This window comes from Micropruina sp., assembly GCF_047602385.1.
Taxonomy (GTDB): Bacteria; Actinomycetota; Actinomycetes; order Propionibacteriales; family Propionibacteriaceae; genus Micropruina.
On record NZ_JASGHL010000001.1, the window covers coordinates 532,398 to 547,463 of the forward strand.

Consider the following 15,066-nt stretch of genomic DNA (forward strand, 5'->3'; position numbering starts at 1 on the left):
GGGCCACCGCAGGGATTGACGGACACCGCACACTCGACCTGGAGATGACGCTTGGAGGTTGCCGATGACTTCGCACACCGACCCGCGGGTGGACGACTACCTGGCCACGCTGCCGCCCTGGCAGGCCGAACTGGCGGTGCGCGTCCGTGCCCTGGTTCATGACGCCGATGCCGAGGTGGAGGAGACGATCAAGCGAACCCGGCTGCCGTACTTCGTCTTGCAGGGAAATATCTGCGCACTGATGGGCACCAAGGACCACCTCAACGTGTTCATCTACGACCCGATCGCCCCCGATCCCGCCGGGCTGATCAACCAGGGTCACGGCAACGCCACGGCCCGCTCGATTCAGTTGTACGCAGACTCGCGACTCGACGAGGACGCGTTGCTCGCGCTGTTCCGGGCTATCATCGCGAACAACCGGGCCGGCGGCTGGCGCCGGATCGTCAGAACTCGGTGATGCAGAGATAGACCTCGATCCGCGCGGACGTCCGCACCGGATCGATCCGTCCCTCGCAGATCGCGACCGCGTCGTTCAGCCAGCGGTAGTCGTCGTCCTCGCTCTCGAGCAGCATCATCATCACCTGCCGGCCGACCTGCTCGCCGGCACTATCGACGAACACGGTCCGTCCGGTCAGCTCGAACAGCACGGTCGCGCCGCCGTCGGTGACGATCACCCCACGCGTGTTCGGCAGCATCGCGCCGTCCCCGCGGCGAGCGGGATGGTTGGACCACTCCACGCGTCCGGACAGCCGATCGCCGGAGGCCGTGCCCTCGCCGCGACCCCAGCCGAGGCCGGACTCGTTCCCGTACGGGCGAGCCAGATGGAACGGGCCGACATAGGCGATCTCCAGGGTGCATAGACCCTCCAGCTTCATGCCCACGATGGTAGAAGTCCGGGAGGACCGTGGGGAGGTCGCGCGTCGAGAGGTTCCGATTTTGTCGGACCCGCGTGCGTAGAGTGGGGCGTCCGCACCCAACGAGAACAGGATTGATCGTGTCGCTACCCGATGCCGCGGGGCATTACGACATCTTCGGGGGCAAGTACGTCCCCGAAGCGCTGTACGCCGCACTCGCCCAACTGGAGGCTGAGTTCGACAAGGCGATGGGTGACGAGACCTTCTGGCGCGAGTTGGACGATCTGCGCCGCGACTACTCCGGACGCCCCACGCCGCTGACCGAGGCCAAGCGGTTCGCCGAACACTGCGGCAACGCGATCGTGCTGCTCAAGCGCGAGGACCTGAACCACACCGGCTCGCACAAGATCAACAACGTGCTCGGCCAGGCGCTGCTGACCAAGCGGATGGGCAAGACCCGGGTGATCGCCGAAACCGGGGCCGGCCAGCACGGCGTCGCCACCGCGACCGCCGCCGCCCTGCTCGGACTGGAATGCCGGGTGTACATGGGCAAGGTCGACACCGACCGACAGGCGCTCAACGTCGCCCGGATGCAGCTGCTCGGCGCCGAGGTGATCGCCGTCGAATCCGGTAGTCAGACGCTGAAAGACGCGATGAACGACGCCATGCGTGAGTGGGTCGCCAGGGTCGACGACACGCACTACCTGATCGGTACGGTGGCCGGCCCGCACCCGTTCCCGAAGATGGTCCGCGAGCTGCAGCGGGTGATCTCCACCGAGGCCAAGGCACAGGTGCTGGAGCGCTACGGACGGCTGCCCGACGCGGTCACCGCCTGCGTCGGCGGCGGCTCGAACGCGATGGGCATGTTCGCCGACTTCATCGACGACCCGACCGTCGCGCTGTATGGCTTCGAGGCCGGCGGCGACGGCGTCGAGACCGGACGGCACGCGTCCGCCATCTACGGCGGTTCGGTGGGCGTGCTGCACGGCATGCGCACCTACATTCTGCAGAACGAGGACGGCCAGACCCTGGAGTCGCACTCGATCTCGGCGGGCCTGGACTACCCGGGCGTCGGTCCCGAGCACTCCTGGCTGGCGAAGACCGGACGGGCGAGCTACGAGCCGGTCACCGACGCCGAGGCGATGGAGGCCCTGCAACTGCTGACCCGGACCGAGGGCATCATGCCGGCCATCGAGTCCGCGCACGCCCTGGCCGGAACGATCCGGCTGGGCAAACGGGTCGCCGCCAAGTATCCCGACGCGCAGCCGATCATCGTGGTCTGCGTGTCCGGACGCGGCGACAAGGACGTCGACACGGCGATCAAGTGGTTCGGCCTGGACGGCTCGGCCGACGCCAGCGTCGGAGGGGACAAGTGAGCGCGGGCATCTCGGGGCAGGCGTTCCAGCGCGCCATCGACGAGGGTCGCAAAGCGCTGGTCGCCTACTACCCGGTCGGCTATCCCGACGTGGCCGGCTCGCTGGACGTGCTGCGCGCGCTGTGCGGCGAGGGCGATCAGCCGGGCGCCGACCTGATCGAGATCGGGATGCCGTACTCCGATCCGGTGATGGACGGCGTGGTGATCCAGCGGGCCGGCACCCGGGCACTGGAGCGCGGCGTCCGGACCCGCGACGTCTTCGCCGCCGTCGAAACCGTGGCGAACACCGGCACCACGCCGGTGGTGATGACCTACTGGAACCTGGTCGACCGCTACGGGGTGGACGCCTTCGCCCGCGACCTGGCCGCCGCCGGGGGAGCGGGCCTGATCACTCCCGACCTGGTGCCGGACGAGGCGTCCGACTGGTTCGAGGCCTCCGAGGCGCACGGGCTGGACCGGATCTTCCTGGTCTCGCCGTCGTCCACCGATGAGCGGATCGTCGCCACCGCGAACGCCTGCCGAGGCTGGATGTACGCAACCGCGGTGATGGGGGTCACCGGCACCCGCACCCAGACGTCCTCAGCCGCGCCGGAACTGGTGGCCCGGATCCGCGCCCTCGCCCCGGACACCCTGGTCGGTGTCGGCCTCGGCATCTCCACCGGCGACCAAGCGGCCGACGTGGTGAGCTTCGCCGACGCCGCGATCGTCGGGTCGGCGTTCGTGAAGGAGATGCTGGCCGCCGACGAGGCCGGCACACCGGGTGACCTGACCGGACTGACCGCGCTGCTCTCCGACCTGGCGGCCGGCGTCCGGCGATGAGGCGGCTGGCTCGGATGGTCGTCGCCGGCGTGGCCACGGTCGCACTGGCGGCCTGCGGCTCGCCGGCCGCTGACGTGCGTCCGGTCGGCAGCCCCCCCGCGAAGACCTACGGCGGCGCCGAGTTGACGCAGCCGTACACCATGCCGGACGCGACGCTGACCGACTCGACCGGGCAGAAGTTCCAGCTCCGCACCGGCAGCGACAAGCCGGTCGTGGTGGTGTTCTTCGGCTACACGAACTGCCCGGACATCTGCAAGACCACGCTGTCCGACCTGGCCAGCGCACTGAACCGGGTGAGCGCCGAGACCCGCGGCAAGATCCAGGTGCTGCTGATCACCACCGACCCGGCCCGGGACACCCCCGACGTGCTGAAGGCGTACCTGGCCCGGTTCGACCCCACCTTCATCGGCCTGACCGCGTCCCTGGACGAGATCAAGAAGGTCGCCGCCACCATGGGCGTGGTGATCGAGGGCACCACCAAGACCCCGGACGGCGGCTACGAAGTGACCCACTCGACCCAGGTGATCGGCTTCGACGCGGCCCGGAAGGGCCGGCTGGTATGGACCCAGGGCACCGCCATCGGCACCTACAAGGACGACTTCGACCGCTTCGCCGCCACCCAGCGTTGATCAAGCGGCACGCCCGGCGGGTTCCCGCTCCGACGGCCGGGTATTGCTAATATCCGAACATCTGTTCGGCTGACCGGGGAGTTCATCGGAATGCGTGTTCTGGGGGTCGACCCGGGCCTGACCCGCTGCGGCATCGGGGTGGTGGACGGCGTAGTCGGCCGCACGCCGGCGCTGGTCGAGGCCGGCGTGATCCGCACCCCGACCGACGCCGAGCTGCCGCTGCGGCTGCTGGCCATTGAGGCCGGCTTGGAAGAGTGGATCGGACGGCATCGGCCCGACGTGGTCGCGGTCGAGCGGGTGTTCAGCCAGCACAACACGATGACGGTGATCGGAACCGCGCAGGCGGCGGGGATCGCCCTGCTGGTCGCCGCCCGGCACCGGATTCCGGTCCGGCAGCACACGCCGAGCGAGGTCAAGGCCGCGATCACCGGCTCCGGCCGGGCCGACAAGTCCCAGATCGGAGCGATGGTGACCCGGGTGCTCCGGCTCGCGGAAGCGCCCAAACCCGCCGACGCGGCCGACGCGGTCGCGCTCGCGGTCTGCCAGCTGTGGCGCGGTGCCGGACAGGCCCGGCTGGCGGCCGCGGTCGAGGCCGAACGACGTCAGCACCGGAGGGGCGCATGATCGCCCAACTCAGCGGCACGGTGGTCGCCGCCGGCGCCACCTGGGTGATCCTCGACCTGAACGGGTTCGGGGTCCGGGCCCAGTGCACCCCGGCGACGGCGTCCGCGGTACGGATCGGCCAACCCGCGACGCTGGCCACGTCCCTGGTGGTCCGCGAGGACTCGCTCACCCTCTACGGCTTCGTCGACGCCGACGAGCGGGACTGCTTCGAACTCGTCCAATCGGCCAGCGGGATCGGCCCCAAGCTCGCTCAGGCGGTCGTCTCGGTGCTCAGTCCGGACGCCCTACGGGCCGCGATCGCGTCCGAGAACATCCCGGCACTCACCAAGGTGCCAGGCATCGGCGTGAAGGGTGCCCAGCGGCTGGTGATCGAACTCAAGGACAAGATCAACGCGCTCGCCGCGGTGACCAGCGCGGCGACGTCCACCGCCGCGGCGCAGGCGCACTGGCGCGACCAGGTCAAGGGCGGTCTGGAGGGGCTGGGCTGGTCGGCCCGCGACGCCGACAAGGCCTGCGACACGGTCGCACCGCTGGTCGACGACGACCCCGCCACGCCGGTGGCGGTGCTGATGCGGGCCGCGCTCCGGAGCCTGGCCAAGTGAGGGCCGACACGGTGAGCGACGAATCCGACGAGGTGATGGACCCGCACGCCCACGACGGGGAAGCGCAGGCCGAATCTGCGCTGCGGCCCGGCAGCCTGGCCGAGTTCGCCGGCCAGCCCCGGGTCAGCGACCAGCTCGGCCTGGTCCTGGACGCCGCCCGGCACCGCGGCTCGGTGCCCGACCACGTCCTACTGTCGGGGCCGCCGGGGCTCGGCAAGACGACCCTGGCGATGATCATCGCCGCCGAGCTGTCCTCACCGATCCGGATCTCGTCCGGCCCGGCGATCCAGCACGCCGGTGACCTGGCCGCGATCCTGTCCGGACTGACCGAGGGCGAGGTGTTCTTCCTCGACGAGATCCACCGGATGTCGCGTCCGGCCGAAGAGATGTTGTACCTGGCCATGGAGGACTTCCGGGTCGACGTGGTGGTCGGCAAAGGCCCTGGTGCCACCGCGATTCCGCTGGAGATCCCGCGGTTCACCCTGGTCGGCGCCACCACCCGCGCCGGCCTGCTGCCAGGCCCGCTGCGCGACCGCTTCGGCTTCACCGCCCAACTCGACTTCTACGACACTGACGCGCTGCGCTCCATCGTCCGGCGCTCGGCGGGACTGCTCGGCATCAGCCTGGAGACTGGTACCGACGAGGTGATCGCGTCCCGCTCGCGGGGCACCCCGCGGATCGCCAACCGGCTGCTGCGCCGAGTCCGCGACTACGCCCAGGTGCGCGCCGACGGACGGCTCAGCGTCGCCGTCGCCCGGGCGGCACTGGAGTTGTACGAGGTGGACGAGCTCGGCCTCGATCGGCTCGACCGTTCGGTGTTGTCCGCGCTGTGCGAACGCTTCGGCGGCGGCCCGGTCGGCATCTCCACCCTGGCGATGGCGGTGGGCGAGGAACGGGAGACCGTCGAGGAGGTCGCCGAACCGTTCCTGGTCCGGCAGGGCTTCCTGATGCGGACGCCCCGTGGTCGAGTCGCGACCGCCCGCGGCTGGGCACACCTCGGCCTCACCATGCCCAACTCCGCCGCCCCGGATCTCTTCGGCACCAACGACTGACCAGCGCCGCAGTGGCCGCGTGATCAAAGGCTTGCCAGCTCGGTGAGACCGAACGAGTGCCGACGCAATGTCAAGGCGGTCGGAGGGTGTCGGCGTCCATGGGCGTTGGGTGGGCGTTGGAGCGAGCCCCCTGGTCGGGACGTCAGCCGAAGCGGCGAGCAGGGGGAGCGGAAGCGGGCAGGGACGCCGACACCCTCCGACCGCCGGCAGCGGACTGGACCACGGACGCCGCTCGTCGTAAGGGTCTCGACAAGCTCGACCAACCGCAAGTTCGACCAGAGTGGTTTTCGACACGCGCGATCGGACGGCCACGGCTGGTCGGAATCGGGCAATCCGGACGCCTCGGCTAGAGTGAGGCGTCGGTGGCTGAGCCACTATCTGACGTCTAACGAAAGAAAATCCACATGGGTGACATGGGTAGCACCGTCCTGATGCTGGTGCTGATGGGCGCCGCCTTCTACTTCCTGCTGATCAGGCCGCAGCAGAAGCGGGCCAAGCAGCAGCAAGAGATGACCAACTCCCTGCAGCCCGGAACCCGGGTCATGCTGTCCTCGGGCGTGTTCGGCACCATCCGGCATCTGGGCGAGCGCCAGGCGATCATCGAGATCGCTCCGGGCATCGAGATGACCGTCATCAAGCAGGCCGTGGTCAAGACGCTGAAGCCCGAGGACGACGAGTTCGAGTACTCCGACGACGATCAGGTCAGCGACGACGCCCCGGCCGAGCCGGCGTTCGAGGCTGCCGAGCCGTCGCCGTTCGACAACATCCAGCCGTCCGACTTCATCGACCCGAAGCCGTCCGACGTGCGCACCACCGACGACGACCCGACCGATCAGTCCAGCACCAAGAAGTGACCCGCGAGGTCAGAGCGAGCCGTGGCAACGACAAGTAAGCACCTCAGTCATCCCCTGCGAACGCTGATCGTCTTCCTGGCCTTCAGCATCGGGCTGGTCGGACTGATGGCGTTGGGCGGGGTCTGGACGCCGAAGCTGGGTCTCGACCTGCGCGGCGGTACGACGATCACGCTTACCGCCAGCAACACCACCGGCCAGGGCTCGGTCGACCCCGAGAGTCTGGAACTGGCCCGGACCATCATTCAGCAGCGGGTGGACTCGATCGGCGTCGGCGAGACCGAGGTGACCACCTCGGGCGACCGGCAGATCATCGTCGCCGTCCCCAACGTCCAGCAGGACGAGCTGGTCCGGATGGTCGGCCAGACCGCGCAGCTGTACTTCCGGCTGGTCTACACCAAAGAGGCGGTCACGCCGGACCCGTCCACCCAGCCCACGGCTGAGCCGACCGAGTCGGCGCAGAGCCCGGCGCCCTCCACCTCCCCCAGCACCAACCCGCGGCCGCTGCCGAATCTGCCGACGCCGGTGCCGAGCCCGCGACCGACGCAGCCGGGTCCCACGCCGCTGACCACCCAGCAGGTGCTCGACTGGCAGCCGTCCCAGCGCGACCAGAGCGACTTCACCAACTACCAGTGCGGCGACCCGTTCCCGGACGTCTCCGATCAGCCGCTGATCACCTGCGACAAGACCGGGACAGCGAAATTCCTGCTGTCGCCGGCCGCGATCTCCGGCAAGGACCTGGTGCAGGCGTCCGCCGGCATTCCGCAGAACTCGGTGAGCTGGGCGGTGGCGCTGGAGTTCAACAGCACCGCCGCGGCCACCTTCGAGACGGTGACCAAAGCCATCTCGACCCGGACCAGCCCGCAGAACCAGTTCGCGATCGTGCTGGACGGCACCGTGATCACCGACCCCTATGTGAGCAAGGCGATCCCTGGCGGCAAGGCGGAGATCTCCGGGTCGATGAACCAGCAGAGCGCCACCGAGCTGGCCAACGTGCTCAAGTACGGTGCGCTGCCGCTGGCCTTCGACGTGTCCAGCGTCGACACCGTGTCAGCCAAGCTCGGCGGCGAACAACTCGAAGCGGGCATCATCGCGGGCATCATCGGCCTGGTCCTGGTGGTCGCCTACAGCGTGCTCTACTACCGGGCGTTGTCCCTGGTGGTGGTGAGCAGCCTGGTGATCGCCTTCGGCATCACCTACGCGTTCATCGTGCTGCTCGGCCAGGCGATGGGCTTCGCCCTCAACCTGCCCGGCGTGGCCGGCCTGATCGTGGCGATCGGCGTGACCGCGGACTCGTTCATCATCTACTTCGAGCGAATACGCGACGAGGTGCGTGACGGACGGACGTTGCGGACGGCGATCGAGGTGGGCTGGGTACGGTCCCGACAGACCATCCTGGTCGCGGACGGGGTGTCGCTGTTGTCGGCGATCGTGCTGTTCATCCTGGCCATCGGCGCGGTGAAGGGCTTCGCCTTCACCCTCGGGCTCACGACCCTGATCGACCTCGCTGTGGTCTTCTGGTTCACCAAGCCGCTGGTGTCGCTGTTGGGCAGGACCAAGTACTTCGGCCAAGGCCGCAAGTTCTCCGGCTTCGAACCCGAGCACCTGGGCGCCAAGCACCAGCCGCCGCTGCATCGGCGGCGTCCGGTCGCGAAACCGGTCGCGGCGGCCGCAGCCAGCAAGGAGGCGTGATGAGCAGCACGAGCACCCCCGAGGCCCCGGTCGACGAGGGCAAGGGCAAGGACGCGCCGACCAAGAAGGCGAGCTTCGCCCACCGGCTGTACACCGGCGAGATCGAGTACGACTTCGTCGGCAAGCGCAAGCGCTGGTACACCTTCTCCGGTGCGCTGCTGGTCATCTCGGCGCTGGCGATCGCCATCCTGGGCCTCAACCTGGGCATCGAGTTCAAGGGCGGGGCCGACTTCACCGCACCGGTCAGCGTCAACGCGCAGACCACCGATCACGTCCGGACGGCCGTCGAGGCACTTCGGTTGCCCGACAACGACGATGTCAGCGTGACCACGATCGGCAACGGTCAGGTGCGGGTCCAGACCCGCACGCTCAGCGTGGACGAGGTCACCCAGATCAAGGCCACGATCGCTCAGGCGGTCGGCGGGATCAGCGTCGACGAGGTCACCTACAGCCTCATCGGCGCGTCCTGGGGGACGATGATCACCCAGCAGGGCCTGATCGCGCTGGCGGTCTTCCTGGTGCTGGTCTCGCTGCTGATCTGGGGGTACTTCCGCAACTACAAGATGGCCATTGCGGCGATCGTGGCCTTGCTGCACGACCTGGTGGTGACCGTCGGCGTGTATGCGCTGGTCGGGTTCTCCGTGACGCCGGCCACGCTGATCGGCGTGCTGACCATCCTGGGCTACTCCCTGTACGACACGGTGGTCGTCTTCGACAAGGTGCGCGAGAACGTCGCCGACCTGAAGAACAGCCGGGTCACCTACTCCGAGGCCGCCAACGCCGCGGTCAACCAGGTGCTGATCCGGTCGATCAACACCACCATCCTCGGCGTCCTGCCGGTGGCGGCGCTGACCTTCACCGGCGTCTTCATCCTCGGCACCGGTCCGCTGAAGGACCTCGGCCTGGCGCTGCTGGTCGGCATGATCGCCGGCGCCTACTCGTCGATCTTCATCGCCGCACCGCTGCTGGCTCAGCTGAAGGAGGCCGAGCCCGAGATGCGCGAGCACCGCGAACGGTTGGCCCGCCGGGCGCAGCGGCACGCCAGCCATCAGGCGCCGCCGGCCACCACCAGCAAGGCAGTGGTGATGCACGACGGCGACGCGCAACTGGCCGAGGTCGAGCCGGTCGAGACCGATCGGCTCGGACTGGTCAGCGCCAACGACCTGGCCCGGCAGGGCCGGCAGCAACCCCAACGCAGCACTCGAGCGAAGCGAAAGAGGTGACCAATGGCCGGCAGTGACGACAAGCAGCTGATCCTGGACCTGATCCGTGACATTCCGGACTTCCCCAAGCCGGGCGTCACCTTCAAGGACATCACCCCGCTGCTGGCCTCGCCCGCCGGCCTGCGGGCGGCGGTGTCCGAGCTGGTCGCGCTGGCCCCCGAGCGGATCGACATCGTGGTGGGCATGGAGGCGCGCGGGTTCATCCTGGCCGCCCCGGTCGCGCTCGAGCTGGGCGCCGGGTTCGTCCCCGTCCGCAAGCCCGGAAAGCTGCCCGGCAACCTGTACTCGGAGCAGTTCGCCCTCGAATACGGCCACGAGACGCTCACCATCAAGACCGACGCCGTCCTACCCGGCGCCCGGGTGCTGGTGATCGACGACGTGCTGGCCACCGGAGGAACCGTCGGCGCCACCGCCGCGCTGGTTCACCGGCTCGGCGCCGAACTCGTCCACGTCGGCGTCCTGATGGAGTTGGGATCACTTCCCGGCGCCGAGAAGCTGGCCGAGCTGGGCATCGGGTACTCCGCCGTCGTCACTGTCTGACCCGCGGGGAGGGTCTTTTCGTACCACCGCCGCGACCGAGGGAACTGTCCCGTCGGTCCAGGTGCCGGGGCCGAATCGGTGGGGCATGCTGCCGCCAGGCGAGCAGTATGATGCAGGCCTGCCGAAGGGGAGCCGTTGAGCGAGAGCATCCATGGTCCGTATGGGACGGGCGACGGGCTGCCCGGGGAGCCCCGCGCGCTGACGCGTCCGGTGAGTCCACCCGATCAGCCGCGGATGCGGATGCGGCACGCCCTGGCCCGGCTGGGCGCACCAAAGAACAGCCAGGCGGCCGTGCTGGACCCACTGGTCAAGACCCTGCGGGCCAACCACCCGCGTGCCGAACTGACCATGATCGAGCGCGCGTACCGGACGGCGGAGCACTATCACTCGGGCCAGTTCCGCAATAGCGGCGATCCCTACATCACCCATCCGCTGGCGGTGGCGACCATCCTCGCCGAGCTGGGGCTGACCGAGACGACGCTCTGTGCCGCCCTGCTGCACGACACGGTCGAGGACACCTCGTACACGATGGCGCAGCTCACCGCCGACTTCGGCTCCGAAGTGGCGACGATGGTCGACGGGGTGACCAAGCTCGACAAGGTCACCTACGGTGATTCCGCCAAGGCCGAAACGTTACGCAAGATGGTGCTGGCGATGAGCCGCGACATCCGCGTCCTGGTCATCAAGCTCGCCGACCGCCTGCACAATATGCGGACTCTGGGCTTCGTCCGCCAGGACAAGCAGGTGGTGACCGCCAACGAGACCCTGGAGATCTTCGCCCCGCTGGCCCACCGGCTCGGTATGAACGCCATCAAATGGGAACTGGAAGACCTCGCGTTCGCCACCCTGCACCCCAAGATCTACGACGAGATCGTCCGGATGGTGGCCGAACGAGCACCGCTGCGCGAGAACTACCTGCGCCAGGTGATCGATCAGGTCCGTGACGACCTGGCCGAGGCCAAGATCAAAGCCACCGTCTACGGACGGCCCAAGCACTATTACTCGATCTACCAGAAGATGGTGGTCCGCGAGCGCGACTTCTTCGAGATCTACGACCTGGTCGGGCTGCGGATCCTGGTCGAGGCCAGCCGCGACTGTTACGGCGCACTAGGCGTCCTGCATTCCCGCTGGATCCCGCTGCCGGGCCGGTTCAAGGACTACATCGCCAACCCGAAGTTCAACCTCTACCAGTCGCTGCACACCACGGTGTTGGGACCGGACAGCAAATCGGTGGAGTTCCAGATCCGCACCCACGAGATGCACCGGCAGGCCGAATACGGCGTGGCGGCGCACTGGAAGTACAAAGAAGGCAAAGGCGCCGCCGGGAACGACCTGGCCTGGGTACGGCAGATCACCGAATGGCAGCGCGAGACCGAGGATCCCGGAGAGTTCCTCGATACCTTGCGCTTCGAGATCAACACCAACGAAGTTTTCGTCTTCACCCCCAAGGGCGACGTCATGTCGTTGCCGGCGGGCTCGACTCCGGTCGACTTCGCCTACTCGGTGCACACCGAGGTCGGCCACCACTGCATCGGCGCCCGGGTGAATCAGCGCCTGGTGCCGCTGGAGTACGTGTTGAACAACGGTGACCAGGTGGAGGTGCTGACATCCAAGTCACCGAATTCCGGCCCGAGCCGCGACTGGCTGAGTTTCGTCGCCAGCCCGCGCGCCCGGACCAAGATCCGGCAGTACTTCATGCGCGAACGTCGCGAGGAGTCGATCGAGCAGGGCAAGGAGGCCCTGGCCAAGCAGCTGCGCCGCACCGGGCTGCCGGTGCACCGGCTGCTGTCGGCCGAGCATCTGGCCGGGCTGGCCCAGCACTTCCGGGTAACGGACGCCAACGCGCTCTATGCGGCGATCGGCGAGGGCACCGTCGGGGCGCAGAACGTCGTCGAGCGGCTGATCGCTGCCGAAGGCGGCGCCGAAGAAGCGGCCGAGGCCAGCGTCGAGGACCATCCGGCGATCACGACGGCGTCACGACGGCGCAGATCCCGGCGGACCAACGACCTCGGCGTCGCGGTCGAGGGTCACGCCGACCTGCGGGTGAAGCTCGCCAAGTGCTGCATGCCGGTGCCCGGCGACGACATCATCGGCTTCATCACCCGTGAGGAAGGCGTCTCGGTGCACCGCGCCGACTGCACCAACGCCGACAATCTCCGCCAGAAGCCTGACCGGCTGGTCCAGGTGAGCTGGTCGACCCCGTCCGCCGACTCCAGTTTCCTGGTGGCCGTGCATGTCGAAGGCCTCGACCGGGCGGGCATGCTCTCCGACGTGAGCCGGGTGATGACCGAGCACCACTCGAACATCCTGTCCATGTCCGCGACCACCGATAAGGACCGGGTGTTCGTCATGCGACTGCAATTCGAAACCCCCGACGCGACCCACTTGGCGTCGTTGACGAATGCGCTGAAGCGCATTCCGGGGGTGTATGACGCGCACCGCGTGAAGAGCTGAGCACGGACCGCCTGGCCGGTCCGCGGGCGGGTCAGCCGTGGAGCGCGGCGACGACGTCGACGGCCGACAACGCGTGGACACCGATCGCGACCAGATCGGCCACCCGCTCGGTGGAAACCTGCGAGACGGCGTCGGTGACCAGGACTGCGCGGAAGTCGCGCGCACTGGCGTCGAACAAGGTCGCCCGCGGGCAGTTCGGCAGATTGCAGCCGGCCACCACGACGGTGTCGCAGCCGTTGTCGTGCAGCCACTCCTCGACGCCGGTGCGATAGAACGCGCTCCAGCGCGGCTTGAACACGATCGCCTCACCGGGCGACAGCCGCTGCAGGCCGCCAGAAAGCAGCACGTCCGGTTCGAGCTCGACGGGTCCGGGCAGCAGCACCGCTGCGATCTGCGATCCGGGGCTGCCGGGCGCGGCCATCGCGGCACCTGCTTCGATCGCGGCCCGGCGCGGCGGGTCGATGTCGGAGTCGCCCGGCCGGTACAGCCGGACGACGTGCAGGATCGGTCGCCCGGCCTCGCGAAACGCCTCGGCCAGGCCGGCCAGCTCGGGCAGGATCGCCGACGTCCCCGCGATCGGCGCGGCACCGTCATCGAGGAAGTCCTGCTGGGCGTCGATGATCAGCAGGGCGGACCGCTGCCAGTGCGGCGCGGTGTAGTCCGGGACGCTCTCCGGTTCCGCCACTTCCCCGGCGAGGTAGACCCAGGCCGGCGTCCCCGAGCCCAGGGTGACGGCGGTGCGGACGTAGTCGTCGACCTCGTAGGCGTCGGCCTCAGCGAGCTCGTCGTCGTCGAGCTCGAGGTAGGCGCCGGGAACGACGTCCGCGGCCGAACCGGGACGCAGGATCGGGTGCCGGTCCGAGCCGCTGGTGGCGATCACGTCCGGGTCGGTGATGGTCAGCCAGCCGATCCGGTAGCCGGGCAGGGTGTCGGCCACCGTGGGAACCTGGCGCCCGAACAGCGACTGCTGGACGTCTGCCTGGCGCAGCGTCCCGTAGGAGAAGACGCGGTGGCTCACCGGACTCAGCGGGAGAAGTCGGCCAGCGTCTCGCGGGCCTGATCGAGCCAGGTCTGGTAGGTGGCGATCGAGTCCCGGGCCTTGTCAGCGGCACGGTTATCGCCACGGGCCTCCGCTTTGACGATCTTCTCGCTCAACTTGTCGATCTCGTTGCTGAGCATCGCCACCGTCTCCTCGGCGCGCGCACGGGCCTCGGGGTCGGTGCGTTTCCACTCGGCGTCCTCGGCGGCGCGGACCGCCGACTCCAGCGCCCGGACGCGGTTGTCCAGACCGCGGATCGACTCGCGCGGCACCTTCCCGTGCGCGTTGTAGGCGTCCAGGAAGGTCCGGAACGCGGCCCGCGACGCCGCCAGGTCACGCACCGGGACGATCTCGGCTTCGGCGCTGGCCAGCAGCGACTCCTTCGCTTCCAGGTTCGTCCGGAACTCAGCGTCCTGCTCCGACAGCGTCGCCTGCCGCGCGTTGAAGAACTGGTCCTGCAGCCCGCGGAACTCCGCCCACAGCGCGTCGTCCACGTCGCGGGGGGCGGCACCGGCCGCCTTCCACCGCGCCATCAGGTCGCGGAAGGCGCCCGACGTCGGACCCCACTCGGTCGAATCGGCCAGGGCTCGCGCCTCGGCGATGATCTGCTCCTTGGTCCGCCGGGCGCCGTCGCGGCGTTCGGCCTGCTCGGCGAACTGGGCCTTGCGGCGACGGGTATAGGTGGTCCGGGCGGTGGAGAACCGGTGCCACAGCGCGTCGTCGGTGGCCCGGTCGATCCGGGGCAGCGCCTTCCACTCGTCCAGCAGGCTGCGGAACCGGTTGACGCCGCCGCGCCAGTCGTTGCCCTCGGCGAGCCGTTCGGCCTCAGCGACCATGCCTTCCTTGGTGGCCTTGGTCTCCTCGGCCTGCCGGGCCCGCTCGGCCCGGCGGGCCTCGTTGGCCTGGGCCAGCACCGGCGCCAGCGCGTCCAGCCGGGACAGCAGGGCGTCCAGGTCGCCCACCGCGTTCGCGCCGGTCACGTTCGACCGAACAGTATTGATGCTGCCACGGGCCTCGTCCGGGGACAGCGCACCGGAGGCGATCCGCCGCTCCAACAGGTTCACCTCGAGATCGAGCGCCTCGAACCGTCGCGTATAGAAGGCCAGGGCCTCTGCCGCGGACACGTCCGGGATCTGTCCGACGCTGCGTTCGCCCTCGGTGGTGCGGACGTAGACAGTACCGTCGGAGTCGACTCGACCGAAGTCGGCCGGGCTGGTAGAAGTCATGGGGACATCTTGCCGTATGCCTGCCGGGTTTGGGATCGGGCCCGCCCGGGCCGCACCGGCCCGCGGGGCTCGGTCCACTAGGCTGA

The 15,066-nt window shown here is 69.0% G+C and carries 15 protein-coding genes; 12 read left to right on the plus strand and 3 right to left on the minus strand.

Annotation, left to right across the window (positions count from 1 at the left end; genetic code table 11):
- Positions 1–64 precede the first annotated feature (64 nt).
- Entirely contained in the window at positions 65–457 is a 393-nt protein-coding gene (locus QM711_RS02450) for a DUF1801 domain-containing protein (RefSeq protein ID WP_415096124.1), read from the plus strand.
- On the opposite strand, the gene QM711_RS02455 is transcribed toward QM711_RS02450, so the two are convergent.
- Positions 444–875: a DUF3237 family protein gene (locus tag QM711_RS02455; RefSeq protein ID WP_415096125.1), complete on the minus strand. Its 432-nt coding sequence runs from the start codon at positions 873–875 to the stop codon at positions 444–446. The genes QM711_RS02450 and QM711_RS02455 overlap by 14 nt on opposite strands.
- A 113-nt stretch (positions 876–988) precedes the next feature.
- On the opposite strand from QM711_RS02455, the gene trpB reads away from it, so the two are divergent.
- From trpB to QM711_RS02510, 11 genes are all read left to right on the plus strand, one after another.
- A complete protein-coding gene (gene trpB / locus QM711_RS02460; RefSeq protein ID WP_415096126.1) occupies positions 989–2,230 on the plus strand; it encodes a tryptophan synthase subunit beta in 1,242 nt (413 codons plus the stop codon).
- Positions 2,227–3,048, plus strand: coding sequence for a tryptophan synthase subunit alpha (trpA, locus tag QM711_RS02465; protein WP_415096127.1), 822 nt, complete (start codon positions 2,227–2,229; stop codon positions 3,046–3,048). The genes trpB and trpA overlap by 4 nt, the downstream gene beginning before the upstream one ends.
- Entirely contained in the window at positions 3,045–3,677 is a 633-nt protein-coding gene (locus QM711_RS02470; protein WP_415096128.1) for an SCO family protein, read from the plus strand. The genes trpA and QM711_RS02470 overlap by 4 nt, the downstream gene beginning before the upstream one ends.
- 99 nt (positions 3,678–3,776) lie before the next feature.
- The gene (gene ruvC, locus QM711_RS02475; RefSeq protein WP_415096867.1) at positions 3,777–4,301 is read left to right on the plus strand and encodes a crossover junction endodeoxyribonuclease RuvC; all 525 of its coding nucleotides are present in this window, start codon (positions 3,777–3,779) and stop codon (positions 4,299–4,301) included.
- Positions 4,298–4,903, plus strand: a complete 606-nt coding sequence (gene ruvA, locus QM711_RS02480) for a Holliday junction branch migration protein RuvA (RefSeq protein WP_415096129.1) — start codon at positions 4,298–4,300, stop codon at positions 4,901–4,903. Before ruvC ends, ruvA begins: the two co-directional genes overlap by 4 nt.
- Positions 4,904–4,938: 35 nt before the next feature.
- On the plus strand, positions 4,939–5,955 hold the full coding sequence (ruvB, locus tag QM711_RS02485) for a Holliday junction branch migration DNA helicase RuvB (RefSeq protein WP_415096869.1): 1,017 nt from the start codon (positions 4,939–4,941) through the stop codon (positions 5,953–5,955).
- Positions 5,956–6,359: 404 nt separating this feature from the next.
- Complete coding sequence (gene yajC / locus QM711_RS02490; protein WP_415096130.1) at positions 6,360–6,809, plus strand: preprotein translocase subunit YajC; 450 nt, start codon at positions 6,360–6,362, stop codon at positions 6,807–6,809.
- A 105-nt stretch (positions 6,810–6,914) separates the two neighbouring features.
- The gene (gene secD / locus QM711_RS02495) at positions 6,915–8,498 is read left to right on the plus strand and encodes a protein translocase subunit SecD (protein WP_415096871.1); all 1,584 of its coding nucleotides are present in this window, start codon (positions 6,915–6,917) and stop codon (positions 8,496–8,498) included.
- A complete protein-coding gene (gene secF / locus QM711_RS02500) occupies positions 8,498–9,721 on the plus strand; it encodes a protein translocase subunit SecF (RefSeq protein WP_415096131.1) in 1,224 nt (407 codons plus the stop codon). Before secD ends, secF begins: the two co-directional genes overlap by 1 nt.
- A 3-nt stretch (positions 9,722–9,724) precedes the next feature.
- Positions 9,725–10,261: an adenine phosphoribosyltransferase gene (locus QM711_RS02505; protein ID WP_415096132.1), complete on the plus strand. Its 537-nt coding sequence runs from the start codon at positions 9,725–9,727 to the stop codon at positions 10,259–10,261.
- A gap of 240 nt (positions 10,262–10,501) precedes the next feature.
- A complete protein-coding gene (locus QM711_RS02510) occupies positions 10,502–12,715 on the plus strand; it encodes a RelA/SpoT family protein (protein ID WP_415096873.1) in 2,214 nt (737 codons plus the stop codon).
- A 31-nt stretch (positions 12,716–12,746) separates the two neighbouring features.
- Here QM711_RS02510 and QM711_RS02515 read toward each other — a convergent pair whose 3' ends face one another.
- Both QM711_RS02515 and QM711_RS02520 read right to left on the minus strand, forming a co-directional pair.
- The gene (locus QM711_RS02515) at positions 12,747–13,733 is read right to left on the minus strand and encodes an isochorismatase family protein (protein WP_415096133.1); all 987 of its coding nucleotides are present in this window, start codon (positions 13,731–13,733) and stop codon (positions 12,747–12,749) included.
- Between the two features lie 5 nt (positions 13,734–13,738).
- On the minus strand, positions 13,739–14,980 hold the full coding sequence (locus QM711_RS02520) for a DUF349 domain-containing protein (RefSeq protein ID WP_415096134.1): 1,242 nt from the start codon (positions 14,978–14,980) through the stop codon (positions 13,739–13,741).
- Between the last annotated feature and the right edge of the window lie 86 nt (positions 14,981–15,066).

Bases quoted from the DNA above. Each gene is read 5' to 3' on its own strand.
- ruvA (WP_415096129.1), top strand. From the start codon at position 4,298: ATGATCGCCCAACTCAGCGGCACGGTGGTCGCCGCCGGCGCCACCTGG.
- QM711_RS02450 (WP_415096124.1), top strand. From the start codon at position 65: ATGACTTCGCACACCGACCCGCGGGTGGACGACTACCTGGCCACGCTG.
- secF (WP_415096131.1), top strand. From the start codon at position 8,498: ATGAGCAGCACGAGCACCCCCGAGGCCCCGGTCGACGAGGGCAAGGGC.
- QM711_RS02470 (WP_415096128.1), top strand. From the start codon at position 3,045: ATGAGGCGGCTGGCTCGGATGGTCGTCGCCGGCGTGGCCACGGTCGCA.
- ruvB (WP_415096869.1), top strand. From the start codon at position 4,939: ATGGACCCGCACGCCCACGACGGGGAAGCGCAGGCCGAATCTGCGCTG.
- secD (WP_415096871.1), top strand. From the start codon at position 6,915: ATGGCGTTGGGCGGGGTCTGGACGCCGAAGCTGGGTCTCGACCTGCGC.
- QM711_RS02510 (WP_415096873.1), top strand. From the start codon at position 10,502: ATGCGGCACGCCCTGGCCCGGCTGGGCGCACCAAAGAACAGCCAGGCG.
- QM711_RS02455 (WP_415096125.1), bottom strand. From the start codon at position 875: ATGAAGCTGGAGGGTCTATGCACCCTGGAGATCGCCTATGTCGGCCCG.
- yajC (WP_415096130.1), top strand. From the start codon at position 6,360: ATGGGTGACATGGGTAGCACCGTCCTGATGCTGGTGCTGATGGGCGCC.
- QM711_RS02505 (WP_415096132.1), top strand. From the start codon at position 9,725: ATGGCCGGCAGTGACGACAAGCAGCTGATCCTGGACCTGATCCGTGAC.
- QM711_RS02520 (WP_415096134.1), bottom strand. From the start codon at position 14,980: ATGACTTCTACCAGCCCGGCCGACTTCGGTCGAGTCGACTCCGACGGT.